Source organism: Lacinutrix mariniflava (assembly GCF_001418015.1).
GTDB lineage: Bacteria > Bacteroidota > Bacteroidia > Flavobacteriales > Flavobacteriaceae > Lacinutrix > Lacinutrix mariniflava.
In genome coordinates this window covers 1-19,808 of sequence record NZ_LIQG01000023.1, presented here as the reverse complement: position 1 = coordinate 19,808, position 19,808 = coordinate 1, and the positions used below count along the sequence as shown (strand labels likewise).

At 33.4% G+C, this 19,808-nt stretch carries 14 protein-coding genes; 7 read left to right on the top strand and 7 right to left on the bottom strand.

Annotated features, from left to right (window positions below; genetic code table 11):
* The first annotated feature begins 80 nt into the window (after window positions 1–80).
* The 5 genes from ASC44_RS05835 (at window position 81) to secDF (ending at window position 6,990) form a co-directional block, all read left to right on the top strand.
* Window positions 81–1,094, top strand: a complete 1,014-nt coding sequence (locus tag ASC44_RS05835) for a DUF6588 family protein (RefSeq protein WP_055446691.1) — start codon at window positions 81–83, stop codon at window positions 1,092–1,094.
* An 82-nt stretch (window positions 1,095–1,176) separates the two neighbouring features.
* Complete coding sequence (locus tag ASC44_RS05830) at window positions 1,177–2,103, top strand: malate dehydrogenase (RefSeq protein ID WP_055446690.1); 927 nt, start codon at window positions 1,177–1,179, stop codon at window positions 2,101–2,103.
* A 66-nt stretch (window positions 2,104–2,169) separates the two neighbouring features.
* Window positions 2,170–3,102, top strand: coding sequence for a SecDF P1 head subdomain-containing protein (locus tag ASC44_RS05825; protein ID WP_055446689.1), 933 nt, complete (start codon window positions 2,170–2,172; stop codon window positions 3,100–3,102).
* A gap of 91 nt (window positions 3,103–3,193) precedes the next feature.
* Entirely contained in the window at window positions 3,194–3,781 is a 588-nt protein-coding gene (locus tag ASC44_RS05820) for a hypothetical protein (RefSeq protein WP_055446688.1), read from the top strand.
* Window positions 3,782–3,966: 185 nt separating this feature from the next.
* Entirely contained in the window at window positions 3,967–6,990 is a 3,024-nt protein-coding gene (gene secDF, locus ASC44_RS05815) for a protein translocase subunit SecDF (protein ID WP_055446687.1), read from the top strand.
* Window positions 6,991–7,503: 513 nt separating this feature from the next.
* Here the strand turns inward: secDF and ASC44_RS05810 are convergent.
* The 7 genes from ASC44_RS05810 to folE all read right to left on the bottom strand — a co-directional run bounded on the left by ASC44_RS05810 (window position 7,504) and on the right by folE (window position 14,602).
* Window positions 7,504–9,258: a M57 family metalloprotease gene (locus tag ASC44_RS05810; protein WP_055446686.1), complete on the bottom strand. Its 1,755-nt coding sequence runs from the start codon at window positions 9,256–9,258 to the stop codon at window positions 7,504–7,506.
* Between the two features lie 241 nt (window positions 9,259–9,499).
* Window positions 9,500–10,357 carry an alpha/beta hydrolase family protein gene (locus tag ASC44_RS05805; RefSeq protein WP_055446685.1) on the bottom strand — a complete coding sequence of 286 codons (858 nt, stop codon included), beginning with the start codon at window positions 10,355–10,357 and terminating at the stop codon, window positions 9,500–9,502.
* The gene (locus ASC44_RS05800; protein WP_055446684.1) at window positions 10,357–10,854 is read right to left on the bottom strand and encodes a DUF192 domain-containing protein; all 498 of its coding nucleotides are present in this window, start codon (window positions 10,852–10,854) and stop codon (window positions 10,357–10,359) included. Before ASC44_RS05800 ends, ASC44_RS05805 begins: the two co-directional genes overlap by 1 nt.
* Window positions 10,854–11,789 (bottom strand): prolipoprotein diacylglyceryl transferase, encoded by a 936-nt coding sequence (lgt, locus tag ASC44_RS05795; RefSeq protein WP_055446683.1) that lies wholly within the window; start codon window positions 11,787–11,789, stop codon window positions 10,854–10,856. The genes ASC44_RS05800 and lgt overlap by 1 nt, the downstream gene beginning before the upstream one ends.
* A gap of 249 nt (window positions 11,790–12,038) precedes the next feature.
* Window positions 12,039–12,260 (bottom strand): membrane protein insertion efficiency factor YidD, encoded by a 222-nt coding sequence (gene yidD / locus ASC44_RS05790; protein ID WP_055446682.1) that lies wholly within the window; start codon window positions 12,258–12,260, stop codon window positions 12,039–12,041.
* Window positions 12,261–12,304: 44 nt separating this feature from the next.
* Entirely contained in the window at window positions 12,305–13,786 is a 1,482-nt protein-coding gene (gene cysS / locus ASC44_RS05785) for a cysteine--tRNA ligase (protein WP_055446681.1), read from the bottom strand.
* Window positions 13,787–13,924: 138 nt separating this feature from the next.
* On the bottom strand, window positions 13,925–14,602 hold the full coding sequence (gene folE / locus ASC44_RS05780; protein WP_055446680.1) for a GTP cyclohydrolase I FolE: 678 nt from the start codon (window positions 14,600–14,602) through the stop codon (window positions 13,925–13,927).
* Between the two features lie 282 nt (window positions 14,603–14,884).
* On the opposite strand from folE, the gene ASC44_RS05775 reads away from it, so the two are divergent.
* Together ASC44_RS05775 and ASC44_RS05770 are read left to right on the top strand one after the other, a co-directional pair.
* Complete coding sequence (locus ASC44_RS05775; protein ID WP_152973282.1) at window positions 14,885–15,352, top strand: hypothetical protein; 468 nt, start codon at window positions 14,885–14,887, stop codon at window positions 15,350–15,352.
* A 10-nt stretch (window positions 15,353–15,362) separates the two neighbouring features.
* Window positions 15,363–19,808 (top strand): PKD domain-containing protein (locus ASC44_RS05770; RefSeq protein ID WP_055446678.1); only part of this gene is annotated, 4,446 nt, incomplete at its 3' end.

Sequence of the window (19,808 nt, the reverse complement as noted above, 5' to 3'; positions counted from 1 at the left end):
AAAAAAAACACCTTCAGTAAAACTATTGAAGGTGTTTTTGCGTTAATAAATATAGAACCCAAATCTAAACATATATTAAAATGAAAAAAACAGGATTAATTATAGTTGCTTTAGCCCTAGCGGTAAGTAGTAACGCTCAAGAAAATTTAAATCAATTATTAGCAGCAGGTGTTGCAGATGCCGAACGTTTTTCAGCAAGTTATATAAAACCTGCAAACGATGGTTTAGCTTATGGTATTAATACAGGCTGGTTTAATAACGCTAAAACACCAAAACGTTTTGGTTTTGAGTTGTCTATTATTGGTAATGCAACATTTATTAGTGACGAAGATAAGCAGTTTGTGTTAGATGTTTCAGAATATGAAAACATTCGCTTTCCAGATAATAGTCCAAATAAAGGAGTTGCAACTGCTTTAGGACATAATGATCCTGCTCAAACAGTAATAATAACATATGATGATCCTATTTTTGGAAATCAAGAAAGAGAATTTGAGTTACCAACAGGAATAGGTTCTCAAAATATTAATTTAATACCAACAGCATTTCTTCAAGCTAGTTTTTCTCCGTTTAAAGGCACGCAATTAAAAGCACGTTATTTCCCGAAAATAGATCAAGAAGATACCAAGTTAGGCTTGTATGGTTTTGGGCTGCAACAGGATTTTACTGCTTTTCTATCTGAAGATAATCTACTTCCAGTTACTATATCTGGATTAATTGCATACACCCATTTAGATGGGAGCTACGATTTTACAGACGAAGGTGTTGTTGAAGGTGAAAACCAACGAATAGAAACAGAAACAAACACTATGTTATATCAGTTAATAGTTAGTACAAGACTAAAAGTTATTAATTTTTATGGTTCTGTTGGGTATTTAAGTGGGAAAAATAAAACAGATTTATTAGGAACATATCGCGTTTCAGATGGTTTTTTGTTTTCAGAAGAAATAACGGATCCTTTTTCTATAGAATCGGATACTAAAGGAGTATTAACAACAGTTGGAGCAAATTTAAGTCTAGGTTTCTTCGGGATAAATGCCGCTTACACAATAGCAGATTTTAATAGCGCTTCTCTTGGAATGAATTTCAGCTTTTAAAAGTCTAGTTTTTAGCCGATTTTTGAAGCAAAATTTGTAAATTCGTACTTTAAATTTATACACAAACTAAAAACATATTAAAATGAAGGTAACAGTAGTTGGAGCAGGAGCAGTAGGTGCAAGTTGTGCTGAATATATTGCTATTAAAGATTTTGCAAGCGAAGTTGTAATCTTAGATATTAAAGAAGGTTTTGCAGAAGGTAAAGCAATGGATTTAATGCAAACCGCTTCATTAAACAGTTTCGATACAAAAATAACAGGAAGTACAAATGATTATTCTAAAACAGCAGGTTCTGATGTTTGTGTAATTACTTCAGGAATTCCTAGAAAACCAGGTATGACTCGTGAAGAGCTTATTGGTATTAATGCAGGAATAGTAAAAATGGTATCTGCTAGTTTAATAAAGCATTCTCCAAATACAATTATTATTGTAGTGTCTAATCCTATGGATACTATGACATATTTAGTACATAAAACAACTGGACTACCAAAAAATAGAATTATTGGAATGGGTGGCGCTTTAGATTCTGCACGTTTTAAGTATCGTTTAGCTGAGGCTTTAGGAGCACCTATTAGCGATGTAGACGGAATGGTAATTGGTGGACATAGCGATAAAGGTATGGTGCCATTAATTGGTAAAGCTGCAAGAAACAGTGTAAAAGTTTCAGAGTTTTTATCTGAAGAAAGAATGGATCAAGTAGTACAAGATACTAAAGTTGGAGGCGCAACGCTTACAGGTTTATTAGGTACTTCAGCTTGGTATGCTCCAGGTGCAGCAGTATCTGCAATGGTTCAAGCAATAGCTTGCGATACTAAAAAAATATTCCCATGTTCTGCTTTATTAGATGGTGAATTTGGATTAAGCGATTTATCAATTGGAGTACCTTGTGTATTAGGTGCTAACGGAATTGAGAAAATTGTTGAAATAAGCTTAACAGATGCTGAAAAAGCAAAATTAGCAGAATCTGCTGAAGGTGTTAAAGTAACTAACGGATTGTTAGAATTATAATCCAAACATAAATAATTAATTAAACCTCACTTGTTTATACTTGTGAGGTTTTTTTTATTTTTAAAAATGAAGAATATTAAAATTGTATTAGCTCTTATAGTTTTTTTTAGTGTAGTAAGTTGCCAAAAGCAAACTGAGCACCAATTTATCTATGCGTTTGAAAATAAGGAAGAAGTAACAATCGAGAATATTAATAAAACGATTAAGGTTTTAGAAGATAGATTATCTAGCTATGGATTAAAATTTGTTATTGAGCCTTTTCAAAATAAATCCATTAAAATAAATGCTTATTCTAATAGATTAAATGTGGAAGGCTTTAATAGAGTTGTTGTTAATAAAGGGAAACTTGAATTCTGGGAAACATGTAATGCTAATAATTTTAGAACTAAATTATTCGATATTAAAGATATGCTTTCAAAAGATTCTGATAAAGAAAAGTATAATACAAGTACTTCTATTTTAGAAAATGCAGTTTCAGGTGACTTTTTGAATGGTTCGATATTGTTATATTTTAAACCAAGCGATACTTTAGATGTTGTTAAAAAGCTGGATTCTTTAAAATTGAAACTTTCAGGAAAGGAAAGGTTTGTGAAATTCTTATATGGATTACCAAGAGAAGATAAAACGCTGCCAATACATGTTATTCAATCAAATAGAGAAAATAGAGCAGCAATTACGGGTAGTGTAGTTGCTAAGGTTAGACAAAGTTTCAATCAAGTTAACCAGCCAATTGTTTCTTTGTTTATGAATAAGGAAGGAGCCTTGCAATGGGAACGGTTAACAGAAAAGGCATATAATGAAAACAGCCAAATAGCTATGGTTATTAACGATATTGTTTTTTCGGCTCCAGGTGTTGCAAATGGCCCTATAAAAGAAGGTCGTTCTGAAATTTCAGGAAATTTCAACGTTATAGAAGCAGTAGAGTTATCTGCTATTCTTTCTGGTAAAGAAGAGATTCCGCAATTGAAGTTGTTTAAATACACAAAACAACCGCAATAAATTAATTTAAAGCACTTTAGCTGTTTTATTAATAATCGAGATTTATACAAAGACTGTAGCAATACAGCCTTTATTTTTTTATATTTGGCGCATGAATAGGAAATGGTACTTTGGTGCTTTAATTATAATACTCACTTTGTTTGGAGCTAGTCAAGAAAACTTGACAGTCCCAAACCAAGAGATTGTATTACAGTTTTCTAGTGTTTCTATTTCTTCAAACGAAGCTCAGCTTACTATTGCTAATGTAAAAGAGCAATTAGAAACTATAGGTGTTTCAAAAGTCGATATTCGTGAAGAGGCTAATGGTCGCCTAGTTATTTCATATTTTAGTGACGTTACAGTTGCTAATGTAAAAGATTCCTTATTGGCAGTTGATTATGCATCTAATGAAGATAATCAATCAGATTTCCCAAAAGAACACACTTACAATCTCGATGTTTTCGAAATTATTAAAAGTAGTGACCCTGGTTTTGGATCTACGGGAAAATCAATATTCGAATTTAAACAAGATTACGATAGATTCTCGAACCCAAACGTATTCGTTTCTGCTTCAGATATTAATGAAGTAGAAAATAACGTTGAGGTTCTAGTCGCTTACAAGCAAAATAAAACGATTGCAATTGCAATAAATAATATTCCTCATCAAATTCCTGAATGTCGAGCTGGACCAGTTTCGTAAAAGGAAAACTTCCTAAAAATAGTTTTTTTTGAAATAGTAAACTAAGGCTTCAGTTTTAGTTATTGTTTCAAAATCTATAGTTTTCATTATTCACATTGAAAACTATTATTTCATATTAAAAACCATTACTAACAATTGTCAGCTTCGAAAATTCGGAATAAAAACCTGACGCAAATAACAAAACAATGCAAAATAAAGGATTAATAAAGCTGTTCGCAGTTTTATTTGGACTGGTAAGTATTTACCAATTGTCTTTCTCGTTTAAAAACAGCTCAATCGAGAAAAACGCACAAGAAATAGCAGCTTCAAAGTTTAATGAAGATGTTGTAGATTTTAAAGATAAGCGTAAGGCTTATGAAGTAAACTATCTAGACTCTCTGTCAACTTCTAATGAAAGTGTATTCTTAGGAGAAGATTATGCTAAAGTAAAAGATAATGCCATGAAATTGGGTCTTGACCTTAAAGGTGGTTTAGAAGCAATTTTACAAGTATCTGTAAGAGATATCTTAAAAGGATTAGCAAACAACTCTAAAGATCCTGTATTCAATAAAGCATTAGACGATGCAGATGTTTTACAAACAAACTCTCAAGACGATTATATTGATTCTTTTTATGAAGCTTTCGATGCAATTAAAGGAGATAAAAAATTAGCATCTCCAGATATTTTTGGAACGCGTTCTTTAGTAGAAGCAGGAACTGTAACTATAGGAATGAGTGATGCTGATGTAAAGAGTGCCTTAACTAAAAAAATTGATGAGTCTATAAACTCTGCATTATTAGTATTACGTACTCGTATTGATCAATTTGGTGTTGCATCTCCAAACATTCAACGTTTAGGGTCTTCAGGACGTATTTTAGTAGAATTACCAGGTGTTAAAGATGTAGAGCGTGCAAAAGCATTAATTACAGGAACAGCAGAATTAGAATTTTGGTTTGGTTATAAGGCACAAGATTTAGGTCAGTATTTTAACGACTTAAACAATGCATTAAAAGCAAAACAAGCAACAGCAGGAGCAACTACAGAAACTGAAGCTACTCAAGAAGCTGGTGAAGATACTGCCGATGATATTATTGGAGATTTAACAGGAGCAGAAGATGAAACAGCAGTAGCTGTTAATCCATTTTACGATCTTGTTGCTGTAAACGCAGCAGGTCAATATTCTGGAGCAGGTTTAGTTAAACTTACAGATCAAGATAAAGTATTAGAAATATTAAATTCTAAAGAAGCGATTGCATTACGTCCTGCAGCTGCAAAGAATGTAAGATTTGTATTCGAAAAGCCTAAAAAAGATAGCGAAATAACAACGTTACACGTTTTAGAAGGTAATAGAGATAACGTGCCACCATTACATGGTAGTATTGATGATGCAAGAGAAAGTTACGATCAATCAAACAATGTTGTGGTAAACATGCAAATGGATGCTGCAGGTTCTAAAGTTTGGGAAGAAATGACTGACCGTGCATATAAAGAAGGAAGTAACATTGCCATTGTATTAGACGATGTTGTATATTCTGCACCAGGAATTAGTAGCGGTAAAATCGCTGGAGGTCGTTCAGAAATTAAAGGAAACTTTACAATTAACGAAGCGATTGATTTATCTAACGTTTTACGTGCAGGTAAATTACCAGCAAGAGCAACTATTATCCAAAGTGATGAGGTAGGACCAACTTTAGGTCAAGAAGCTATTGATAGTGGTACAATGTCATTTTTAATAGCATTAGCATTAGTGTTATTATGGATGGTTGTTTATTATGGTAAAGCAGGTGCTTTTGCAGATGTTGCAATGGCATTAAACATATTATTAATCTTTGGTATTTTATCTGGATTAGGAGCCGTATTAACATTACCTGGAATTGCAGGTATTGTATTAACAATAGGTATGTCTGTAGATGCAAACGTACTAATCTTCGAGCGTATAAGGGAAGAGTTAGGTAAAGGAAAAGACCAGAAATCTGCCATTAAAGACGGATTTAGTAATGCATTATCTTCTATTTTAGATGCTAACATTACAACAGGTTTAACCGCTTTAATCTTATTCTTATTTGGTACAGGACCAATTAAAGGTTTCGCAACTACTTTATTAGTAGGTATTGGTACATCTTTATTTACAGCAATCTTTATTACTAGATTATTAGTAGACTGGTATGCTAACAAAGGTGGTAAATTAGAGTTCTCAACAGGTTTAACTAAAAACTTATTTAGAAACATCAATATCGAATTTTTAAAGAAGCGTAAAATGGCTTACATCATTTCAGGAGTATTAATACTTGGAAGTTTAGCATCATTATTTACAAACGGATTAGATCAAGGTGTAGATTTTGCAGGTGGTAGAACATACCAAGTGCGTTTCGATCAGCCAGTAAGTGCATCAGAAATAAGCGAAACATTATCAGATGCAGCAGTTTTTGGTAGTGCAAACGCTAAAACTTTTGGTGACGATAACCAATTAAAAATTACAACAAAGTTTAGAATCGACGAAGCATCGGAAGAGGCAGACAACGAAATTAGACAAACATTATTTAATGCTTTACAGCCACATTTAAATGGTATGAACTATGCAGATTTTATCTCTAATAAAGAAGGTAAAACAGCAGGTTTAATGAAAAAGTATAAAGTAAGTCCAACCATTGCAGATGATATTAAGCAAGAGTCTTTCTGGGCTGTCTTAGGATCGTTAATCGTGGTGTTCCTTTATATCTTATTCCGTTTTAAAAGATGGCAATTCTCACTTGGTGCAGTAGCAGCAGTATTCCACGATGTATTAATCGTATTAGGAGTATTCTCTATTACATACAAGTTTATGCCATTCTCTTTAGAAATCGATCAAGCCTTTATTGCGGCAATACTTACAGTAATTGGGTACTCATTAAATGATACCGTGGTAGTATTCGATAGAATTCGTGAGTACTTTAACGAGCACACAGACTGGGATTTCGATAAAGTAATCGACAAGTCTTTAAGCTCTACATTAAGTAGAACATTAAATACCTCTTTAACTACATTAGTAGTATTATTAGCAATTTTCATCTTTGGAGGAGAATCTATTAGAGGATTTATGTTTGCCTTAATAGTAGGTGTAATAGTAGGTACATACTCATCTTTATTTATCGCAACACCAATTATGTTCGATTCTGTAAAAGGAGATGCAGCAGATGCATTAAAAAACAAAGTAGTAGAAGAAGAATTAGAAGAAGGAGCGAAAGCATAATTCTTAAATTCCTTGATATTAAAAAGCCTTTCAGTTTTAAACTGAAAGGCTTTTTTTATTTATAACAAACAAGTTATTATAATTTACTTGTTTTCTTTTGGGCGTTACCTTGCGAAAAGCAAGGTCAGGCTCTCGCAAGTCGCTCTTTTCAAGGAGCTCCAACAATTGCTCCATCCTTAACGCGAGACTAAGTACTCTCTTTAAACCAGTGTTTGGTCATTTTTCAAAGAGAATTTTTAAAAACTAGCTCCTAAGAGGTAAAATGTTTAATATTAGAAATTAAATGTTGCTTCTCTGTTTTAATATTAATAAAAAGGATGTTTTTGAAAATATTAATATTTTAACGAAAATACTTTTGTAGTATTTAGCTTATCGGATTTGTATATGGAAAGTAGCAGATTGAAAACACTACACTTTTTAGCTTATAAATAAAGATAACAGAAAAGAACCAAACATTTTGATTTAGCTCTTAACTGCTATTTTTTATATGCTTTGTTAGCAAACGTTTTTTAATTATTCGAATGCAATATTGGTATTACCAAAACCATTTCCTTCAGAAAAGGAAACAAAAACAGTAGTGTTTCCAAAACCAATTACATCAGCATTACCATCTCCATTAATATCAGCTACTGTTCTGACATGAGTTGTAGTATTCCATTCATTTGTGAATCCACCGTTCCATATTGTTGGAGTTCCAAAACTACTTCCATTAGAAAGAGAAACAATTATATCATTATCTCCAAAACCAATTACATCAGCTTTACCATCTCCGTTTACATCAGCTATTGTTCTAACATGGTTTGTATTGTTCCACCCATTTGTGAATCCGCCATTCCATGTAGTTGGGGTGCCAAAACTGATTCCATTAGAAAGAGATACAAGGATGCCATTATTTCCAAAACCAATTATATCAGCATTTCCATCACCATTAACATCAGCTACTGTTCTAACGTGGTTTGTGTTGTTCCATCCGTTAGTGAATCCGCCATTCCATGTAGTTGCGGTGCCAAAACTGCTTCCATTAGAAAGAGATACAAGGATGCCATTGTTTCCAAAGCCAATTACATCAGCTTTACCATCTCCGTTTACATCAGCTATAGTTCTGACATGGTTTGTATTGTTCCATCCGTTAGTGAATCCGCCATTCCATATTGTTGGGGTTCCAAAACTACTTCCATTAGAAAGAGAAACAATTATATCATTATTTGCGAAACCAATTACATCAGCTTTACCATCTCCGTTTGCATCAGCTATTGTTCTAACATGGTTTGTATTGTTCCATCCATTTGTGAATCCGTCACTCCATGTAGTTGGGGTGTCAAAACTGCTTCCATTAGAAAGAGATACAAGGATGCCATTATTTCCAAAACCAATTATATCAGCATTTCCATCACCATTAACATCAGCTACTGTTCTAACGTGGTTTGTATTATTCCATCCATTTGTGAATGGACTATTACTTGGATATAAAAACCTTAAAGCTATGATATCAAAAGCTGAAAATCCATTCCAAGAAGAAAGAGCTGTTCCTCCATTCATTACAGAATTTGGATCTTGATCAGGAGTTCCAGGTATTAAATTTGCTCCAACTCCTGTTATACCCTCACCTCTAATGTCCCAGTTTGTATGACGAAGTCCAATACAATGGCCTAATTCATGAACCATGTTATATCTTTTCCTTTCTTCAGAGATATTAAGATTGTTAAAAAAATCTAAATTAACTAGAATAGAATTATGTGGTTGATTATTTACAGGAAATCCTGCTGAAGCAATTGTGTTATTAGGTAATACCCCATTATCACTTCTAATAATTATATCAGCATTATCACTGTTTGATAATACAAAATTGATTTTTGAACCAGTAACATCATTTAAATCATTAATTGCAAAATTTACTGCATCTGTCCAATCATCTATTCCAGATGATTGGATAGATGGACTAACAAATATACTCATTGAAGTCACATTTTCTTGAGAGACTAAATTATTAGTACTTGCATGCCTAGCATGTACATCATTATTTTTGTAATAATCGTCAATATTTTTTGAAAACATTAAATCACCTTGTACTAGATAAAAATCAGTAGTTTCAATTATACTTTCACGTTTGTATCCCATTTCTATAAGCTTTTCAATTATGTAGCTATCTTGATGGCTGATTTGAGAACTTTCTTCAATAGAATCATCTTCAAGTGTCGATTCTTTCGTACAATTTTGAAATAAGAATAATGTAATTAAAAAAGTAGTAAATAGGATTAGTTTTTTCATTGTTAAATTTTTTAAGGTTATTTGTTTTTAAGTTTTTATTGTTACGTGTTTCAATATTTGCTAATGTTTCGTTGATATAAAATCGTTTCAATGTTTTATATCAGACGATAAGCTAAGCTCGGCTATTTTTTTGACAAAGTCAAGTTGTTGAGAAAGAAAGTAAAGCTAAAAGAACTTCAATATTGAGTGACAATATTGGTGTTTTTTTATCAACATTTTAATACTATAATTTTTATTGTGTTTAGCTTATTGGTTTCTCTTCAATCCAGCTTTCTGTCATCTTCCAAAGCGATGTATCAAAACGCTCTCTAAAAAATCCAAAATGTCCAATGTCAGGAATATTTAAAGCTTTTGGTTCTATATGTTGTCTATCTACTTTTGCATTAGTAAAAATATTAGCTAACCAGTCTACAGTTTTCTTTGGTGCAAAACGATCATTAGGAAAGCTTAAAACTAGAACAGGACAAGTAACCGACTCTAGATATAAATCTCCCTTTTTAGCTTGACTTAAAAAGTAATCTTTTTTATTTCCCCAATTTCGCCATTGGTAAGCAACCTTTTTTGGAATGTTTTCGAAGAGCTTTAATTTTCTAGCAGGAAAATAACCATAGATAGAGGTTGCAATAGGAATAACAGCATTCCAAAATAAGAACATTTTCACTTTCTCAAGACCATCAAATATATTCCAGTAACCAGACTGTGATGCTACAGTAATAATCGAGTCTACGATCTTAATATTTTTATTAAAAGCAATAAGTTGTCCACCAATACTATGTGTAATTAGTGTAATCTTATGTTCGGGATTTTCTGTTTTTGCAAAGCTTAAAACCGACGCTTGATTAGAAGCCCAATCGTATAAATTAGAAGTGTTGTTTTTTACGGTTTTACCATGAGATAAGCCAATGCCAGAATAATCAAAAGTGTAAACCGTAAAACCTAAAGCACAAAAGTGCTCTGCAAATTTGGAGTAATAAGATTGTAAAACACCAGTTGCAGATGAGATAACTATGCTTTTGGCATTGGAAATTTCAGATGTAAATTTAGTCGTAAAAATAGAATGAGCATTAGATTGTTCTATTTCTATAACTTTATGTTTCATTACTCTTCAATCTTATAAACAAAGTAGTCCATTTTGTCACCAACTTCAAGCAGCCATTCTTCGGCTAAACCAGCATTAACCTCTAATACAAATTGTGCTAGTGCATTAGATGGAAGAGAAGCTTCGTTAAAAGGTTGTGCGTTTTCTTGAAAGCTTACTATTTTTTTATTGTGGTCTAAAAAGATAAGATCAAGAGGAAAACGTGTGTTTTTCATGTAAAAGTTACGTTCTCTAATTTCGTTAAAAACAAACAACATACCTTGGTTTTTTTTCATCGATTCGCGATACATTAAACCGGTTTCAATTTCAAAAGGTGTTTGTGCAATTTCAATGCTTAGTTTTGTAATAATAGTGTCTACCGTACTTTTATATAATGTAAGCTCTCCTTCTTTTGTAAAAGTAACTTCTGGTGTAGTAATAGATTTTGGTTCGCTTTTACAAGCCACAATAGTTAAACTAAAGCTTAATAATAGGAATGCTGTTTTAAATAGTTTCATTAGTTGTAAGTAGATTTTTGTTTGTAAAAGAACATAAAGTATATTCCAATTAATATAAAAGGAATACTAAGCACTTGTCCTGTATTCATGAACCAAATGTAATCGTCTCTGCCATCTACTTGTGCAATTTTTACAAATTCTACAAAGAAACGAACCGTCCAAAGTAGCACTAAAAACAACCCAAACAAGAAACCTGGTTGGTTGTTTTTTTCTGTTTTTAAATAAAAATATAATAGAATTAAAAACACAAAGATGTAGCAAAACGACTCATACATTTGTGCTGGGTGTCTGTAAGGTACTGCTTCTAATAAGCTTATAAATTTAGGGTTGTTAGAAACCGCTTGGTAGGCTTCTTTGTAATCTGCTATACCTGTTAGTCTTACAATTTCGCCTTTAGTATATTCTTCTTGAATAAAACGTACACCTAACGGAAAGTCTCCAGATAATTTACCTACTATTTCAGAATTAATAAAGTTTCCAAAGCGAATAAATATGGCTCCTGAAGCTACGGGTATTACAATGCGGTCTAATATCCACATTAGTGATTTGTACTTGTATTTTCTACGGTATAAATACATAGCAACAATAATTCCTATTGCCGCACCATGACTTGCTAATCCTGAAAAGCCTGAAAACTCAAATCTTGGGTTAAAGTGAAATGGTAGGAAAACGCTAAAAAAGTCTTGCGAAAATAATTCTGGTTGATAGAAAATAACATGACCTAAACGTGCGCCTAACATGGTCGCTAAAACGGTATAGATAAATAGAGGGTCAAGATATTCTATCTTTACATTTTCTCTATTAAAAATGCGTTTCATTATATGCCAGCCTACAATAAATGCAGAGACCCACATTAGACTGTAAAAATGAATTTTGAAATTCCCGATAATGTCAATTCCAGTTATAGGATTCCAGTTGAATTCTAATAAATACATAGATTATTTTTTATGATTGTAAATATAGTATTTATGATGTATTTATTTTAGTATATCACAAATCATTAACAAAACCGCTGTGTTTATTTTAAGAAGTAGTCTTAGGTGTCTGCGTTAAGGATGGAAAGGTTTGTTTGAGCTCTTTTTTTTATTTCCGAAAAAAAAGCGAGCCTTGAGAGCCTGACTTTTGCTCTTTTTAATAAGTTTTTTAACTTTTTGAAAGGAGTAAAAGAAACGCCCAAAAAAATATTATGGCACTGGATCATAACCTTTTCCTCCCCAGGGATGACAACTAAATATACGTTTTATACTTAATTTCATGCCTTTTAAAAAGCCATGTTTTTCTAGTGCTTCTTTAGTGTAGCTTGAGCAGGTTGGCTGGTATCTACACGTGGCTGGTGTAAATGGAGATATAAAAGTTTGATATACTTTTATTATAAATAAAAAAGGTGCAATTAATAGTTTTTTCATGACTATTGCGCAATGCAAATTATAATTAGCGGTCTTATATGGACTTAGTTTGTTGAAAACGTGGTGCCTTCTCTACTGTCGTTTAATGTTATGCCAACTTCGGCTAGTTCATCACGAATTTTATCGGACAAAGAAAAGTCTTTATTAGCTCTTGCTTCTTGTCTTAATTTTATTAATAACTCGACAGCTCCAGAAAGTTTATTGGGTCCTTCGGCAGAATCTTTTGCGTTATTTAAACCTAATAATTCGAATACAAAAGTGTGTATTGCGTTTTTAAAGGTTTCTAAGTCATCGGCAGTAATGGTTGTATTGCCTTCTTTTATGCCATTGATATGGTTTACGGCTTCAAATAAATTAGCGATTAAAATTGGTGTATTGAAATCGTCGTTCATTGCGTTGTAACACGCTTGCTCCCATGCTTTAACATCAAAAGAAGATGTGCTTGATGCTTTTAAATTATCTAAATCATCGACAGCATTCATTAGGCGATTAAATCCTTTTTCGCTTGCCAGCAAACCATTGTCTGTTAGATCTAAAACACTTCTGTAAGCAGATTGCATCATGAAAAATCTTACTACATTTGGGTTGTATGCTTTAGATAAAATATCGTTTTTACCAGAAAGTAATTCGGCAGGATTAATGTAATTACCTGTAGATTTACTCATACGAGCACCATTAAGTTCTAGCATGTTGGCATGCATCCAGTAGTTTACTGGCGATTTTCCTTTTGCAGCTTGGTTTTGTGCAATTTCACATTCGTGATGCGGGAACTTTAAGTCCATTCCACCACCATGAATATCGAATTGTTCGCCTAAGTACTTTGTACTCATTGCTGTACATTCTAAGTGCCAACCTGGGAAACCATCACTCCAAGGAGATGGCCAACGCATAATATGTGTTTCTTCAGCTTTTTTCCAAAGTGCAAAATCTTGAGGATTTTTTTTATCACTTTGCCCATCGAGTGCACGTGTATTATGGATTAAATCTTCAAGCTTACGTTTGCTTAAAATACCATAATTATTAGTCTCGTTATATTTATGAACATCGAAATAGACAGAGCCATTTACTTCGTAACCAAAACCATTATCTATAATAGTGCTAATAAGTTCTATCTGTTCAATAATATGGCCAGTTGCAGTTGGCTCTATACTTGGTGGTAAGAAATTAAATTGATTTAACACATTATGAAAGTCTACAGTATAACGCTGTACAATTTCCATAGGTTCAATTTCTTCTAAACGCGCTTTTTTAGTAATTTTATCCTCACCAACGTCTGCATCGTTTTCTAAATGTCCAGCATCTGTAATGTTTCGAACATAGCGTACTTTATAGCCTAAATGTTTAAGGTAACGAAACACCATATCGAAAGACATAAATGTTCTTACGTTTCCTAAATGGACATTACTATAAACTGTTGGGCCACAAACATACATACCAACGTAACCTTCTGTAATAGGCTTGAAAGATTCTTTTTTTCCGGTTAAAGAATTATAGACTTTTATGTGTTGATTTTTGTACAGTTGCATGTTTTATAATATAAAGCTGAAAATATTCTGGTTTAAAACAGAGCCTTTCTAACGCGTTAATTTATTAGTTATAGATTTAACATCTAATCTAATAGTTTTATAGTTTTCTTCAGAAATAAATTCTAATTTTTTTACTTATTAGAATTTAGTATCTAATTTAATGTAATCTAAGAATTCGCGTTTTGTTTCTTTATTTTGAAACTGTCCACCAAATTCTGAAGTTACTGTGCTACTTTCTATATCACGAATACCACGAGAGTTTACGCATAAATGTTTAGCATCAATAACACACGCAACATCGTCTGTGTTTAATACTTTTTGAAGCTCTTTAACAACCTGAATAGTTAGGCGTTCTTGTACTTGAGGTCGTTTTGAGAAATAATCTACAATACGATTCATTTTAGATAAGCCAACAACAGTTCCGTTAGAAATATAAGCAATATGTGCTCTTCCTACTATTGGTAGTAAGTGGTGCTCGCACGTAGAGTAAACAGTAATGTTTTTTTCTACAAGCATTTCTCCATACTTATATTTATTATCGAAAACAGAAGCTGTTGGTTTTTTTTCTGGATCTAAACCTCCAAAAATTTCATTAACAAACATTTTAGCAACACGCTTAGGTGTGCCGCTTAAACTATCGTCTGTTAGGTCTAAGCCTAGCGTTTGCATAATATGACGAACATCGCCTTGTATTATGTCTATTTTTTCTTTGTCTGAAAGCTTAAAAGCATCAGCAGTCATTGGTGTATCAGAAGAAGTTCCAACGTGGTTTTCTCCTAATTCGTCGTCTGTGTTTGTAGTATTCTCAATTTTCATGTGTTCAAATTCTAACTATAGTCATAAATATATTGAAAAATAGTCGTAAAAAATACGCTATACTTTCAGCATTTTAATATTGAAAAAAAAGGGATAAATATTCCCATAAATATTAGGTCAGCAAAGATAAGTAATAAAAAAATGAGAGCAATAAGGTAGGAGTTTTTATATTTTGGTTGTTATATGTTATGAGGGCAAAAAACTCTCATTATTAACAGTTGTTTTATTAAAATTTTCTTAATTTTCACAACTTATTTAAAAATCCAAATTTATATATAAAGTATGAGAACTATTATTACCCTTTTTAGTTGTATGTTTTTTATGATTACAAATAGTGCAATGGCTCAGTCAGATTGGGCTGAAAAAGCAGAAGTAGAATATGCTAACGCTAAAAACGTAGAGGCTAAGTTAACACAAGATGAGAAGCAGTTTATAGATGCTGTTTTTGGTGATAAAGTAACTGAATTAGTTTATAATAATCCGGATTTTTTGAAAAGTTTAAAACACTTAATTAGAAATAGAATAAGTATTGTTAAAGTTGAATCTAATTCTAAAGCAAAAAAAGGGATGCTGTTATCTAAAATTCCTCTAGCAAGCGATTTTGCTACTCAGGAGATAAGTAAATTTAGTAGCATTGAAGGTTTTAATCCTTTAAAATATAAAATGGAATTTTTTTCTAAAGGTACTTACATGTATATCATTGATAATACAGACTATGTAATAGAAATCACATCTCAATTCAGAAAATAACAATAGCATTATGAAACATATTATTACACTTTTAACTATTTTTATTTCAATGCACTGTTTTGCGCAAGATGTTTTAATGCAAAACGGAACATTTAGTCAATGTTCAGGTTCCTTTTTAGATTCAGGAGGTGCCAGTAATTATGGTAATAATGAAGATTTTGTTGTTACTATTTGCTCTCCAGTAGCTGGAGAGGCTGTTATTTTAAATTTTTCAGCCTTTAGTACCCAAATGGGATTAGATATCATGACTATTTATGATGGAAACGATATTACAGCACCGGTTATAGGAACTTATTCTGGAGGTGGTGCACTTAACACGCCAGGTACCGTTGTAACTTCAACGAGTAATACTTCTGGGTGTTTAACAATTGCTTTTGTAAGTGATGCAGGAATAAGCACAACTGGTTGGGAGGCTAGTATAGAATGTGTTTTGCCTTGTCAAGATATTGTCGCTTCTATAGATAGTACAGATCCAGTGGCGACAGGAGGTGTTATAGCTGTTTTACCTGGTGATGTAGTTACTTTTAATGGTAGTGGTACGTTTTCTGGTGATGACTCTAGTGCTACTTATACTTGGGATTTTGGAGATGGTTCTCCTACTGAAACAGGATTGAGTGTCACGCATGCTTATGGTATTGCGGGAGATTATACTGTTACTTTTACTGTAGATGATGATAATACTCTAGATTGTGCAGATACCGATACGATACTTTTAAATATTTTAACGCCAGATGTTTGTATTGCAGCACAGCCTATGTGTTCGGATATTGTTAATGTTCCTTCTCCGGCAGGAGGCACTTCAGCAGAAGCAGGAATGGATTATGGTTGTTTGGGCTCGCAACCTAACCCAATTTGGTACTTTTTGCAAACAGGAGATGTTGCAGGTGATTTAGATTTTGAACTTACACAAAATACAGGTGAAAATGGTTCAGGATCAGGAATTGATGTTGACTTTATTATTTGGGGACCATTTACAGAGCCTCAATGTGGAGCAACTAATTTAAACGCTTCAACTCAGGTGGATTGTAGTTTCTCTGGATCTGCAACTGAACAAATTTTAGTTACAAACGCAACTCCAAATTCATATTACATGCTTTTAGTAACTAATTATAATGGTGGTGCGGGTTATATTAATATGGTTCCAAATCCAGGATCTATAGATACTAATTGCGATATTATTTGTCAGGCAGACTTAGGACCTGATCAAACAATTTGTTCTGGTGATGCTTTTACAATTTCACCTAACTATAACGGTACATTTAATACTTTCGAATGGCAATTAGATGGTGTTACTATTGCAGGAGAAACAAGTTCTACTATAACAGTTAGTGATTCTGGTACATATACTTTATTGGCAGACGGTACGGATGCTGTTTTTGGAGATCCATGTAGCGCACAAGATGATATAATTATTAGTTTTCAAGCAGATGTTACAGCAGATGTTTCAGCTGTAAGTGATTCAGTTTGTTCTGGCGATGATGCTGTTTTTACTATAACAGGTATGGCATCGCATATTGTTGATTATAATATAAATGGAGGAGGAAGTTTACAAACCACTCTAGATGCCGCAGGAGAATCTGTGATAACAATAACAGGAATTACTGGAACTCAAACATTAACTTTAGAATCTGTGTCTGATGCTTCTTCTACTTGTAGTTCTGTTCTTTCGGGTACTGCACAAGTAACTTTAAATCCAAGTCCTACAGTTGTATTAACAAGTAATACAACTACATGTTTAGGGGATGATGCAGTATTTACAATAACAGGAGATTCAGGAGATATTGTAGATTATACAATTAATGGAGGTGCTGTTCAACAAATAGTAATAGATGCTACAGGAGAGGGAGTTGTTACTATTTCAGGAGTAACAATGGATCAAGAAATATTATTAAGCTTAGTAAGTAATCCAACTACACTATGTTCAAGTGTTTTAACTGATGCAGAAACTGTAACAATAGTTGCAAGTCCTGTGATAACGGGAGTAACTACTAATACGGATATTTGTTCAGGGTCGGATGCTATTTTCACTATCAGTGGAACTTCTGGAGATGTTGTAGATTACAATATTAACGGAGGTGCAACAGAGCAGGTAACTATTGATGCTGCAGGAGAGGGAGTCGTGACAGTAATAGGAGCAGTTATTAATCAAGAAATAACATTGGTATCAGTAGCAAACCCTGTAAGTACATGTTCTAGTGATTTAACAGATACGGCAACAGTTATGGTTAATGCTAATCCAACATTAGTATTAACAAGTAATACAAGTGTTTGTCCAGGAGAAGATGCTATATTTACTATCATAGGAACAACAGGTGATATTGTAGATTATAATATAAATGGAGGAGGAACTTTACAAACAACGCTTGATGCAGCAGGAGAATCTGTTATTACAATAGTAGCTCCCACTGCAGATCAAACGATGACCTTAGAGTCTATAAATAATCCAACAACAACTTGTACTAGTGTTTTAACTGATTCAAATACAGTTGTAATTAACCCACTACCAACCATAATCGATCCTACACCATTAGAAGTTTGTGACGATGGTACACCAGATGGAATAACAGAAATAGATTTAACCCTAAAAAACAACGAAATTTCAGGTGGTAATCCAGCATACGCTGTAACGTATTATTTCACACAAGCCGATGCTGATGGACAAGTAAACCCATTAGTGAGTCCATATACTAACGTTGTACCAAACATGCAAACTATTTATGTAGGTGTGCAAGACACAAACACAGGTTGTTACGATACAACTTCGTTAGATTTAGTAGTAGAACAAGCACCAGTGGCTTTCACACCGGCCGATTTAGAGTATTGCGATCCAGACAGTGATGGCTTTGGAGAGTTCATGCTATCGGATACCGAAGCAGAAATCACAGGAGGTGCACCAGGACTTACAGTAACTTACCATGAAACTATGGCGGATGCCGATAATAATGTCAACGCTTTAGCAAGTCCGTACAACAACATTGTAGTAAACACACAAACTATTTATATACGTGTAGAAAGTTCTACAATAGCAACAGATTGTGCAACATTTGTAGACTTAATACTTACTGTCAACCCAACACCACAAATAACAACAGCGGCAGTATTAACACCGTTAGAAGTTTGTGATGACAATGCAGACGGTTTTGCAAGTTTTAATCTACCAACAAAAGAACCAGAGATCCTAAACTTATTAGATGCAGATGCAACTAACGATTTAGATTCTACATTATATACTATTACATATTACACGTCAGAGGCTAATGCCGAAGCGCCAATCAATGCAATAGCAACGCCAAACGCTTATGTAAACACAACTGTAGATGCACAAACCATTTGGGTACGTGTAGAAGATAATGCTACAGGTTGTTACAAAACGGTGGCTTTAGATTTAATAGTAAATCCATTACCAGTATTAGTACAGCCAACAGCACTAAATTTATGTGATGTTAATAATCCAGGCGACGAAGTAGAAGCCTTTAACTTAGAAGATGCTAATGCAGAAATACTAGACGGACAAACAGGTATCACTTTAACTTATTTTAGCACACAAGCAGGAGCAGATTCAAACGACGGCGCTGTAGAAATTTTTAGTCCATACTCAAATACAAGTAATGCACAAACAGTTTACGTAAGAGCAACTAATAATGTTACAGGTTGTGTAAGTACAATCACTTTAGATTTAAGAGTAAACCCATTACCATCACCAATAGTTTCACCAATGCCATTAGTAGCCTGTGATGATGATAACGATGGTTTCTTTGATATGTTCGATTTAGAGAGTCAATCTACAATTATCGAAAACGGAGAGCCAAACGTAAGCACTCAATATTACGAAACACAAGCTGATGCTATGAGTGGAACTAACCCATTAGCAAGTCCTTATGCGAATATTGTAGAAGACCTACAAACAGTTTATGTGGTAGTCACTAACGATTTAACACTTTGTAGTACAATCGTAACTTTAGACTTAGAAGTATTACCTTCACCAGTAGTACCAATAGCTATCGCCGATTATATTATTTGTGACGATGATAACGATGGTATTAATCAATTTGATTTTGATGCCGTAATTACACCACAAATTTTTACAGCAGGACAAACAGCAGCAGATTTCACACTAAGCTACCACACTACACAAGCCTTAGCAGACTCAGGAAACAACCCAATAGTAAACACCAGTAACTATACTAATGTTTCTAATCCGCAGACTATTTACATTCGTTTAGTAAGCGTTGCCAATGGCTGTGTAACAACGGGAAGTTTTGTTATTCGTGTAGAGTTTCCACCAGTAATCGATACCAACTACGATAACATCTTAACACAATGTGACGATTTAGATGCCAATTACATGGAAGCTAATGATGGCTTTACATTCTTCGATTTAACGGTTGAAGATATCGAAATCACAGGCGTAGCCAACGTAAGTTGGATTGTTACTTATTACGAAACATTAGCCGAT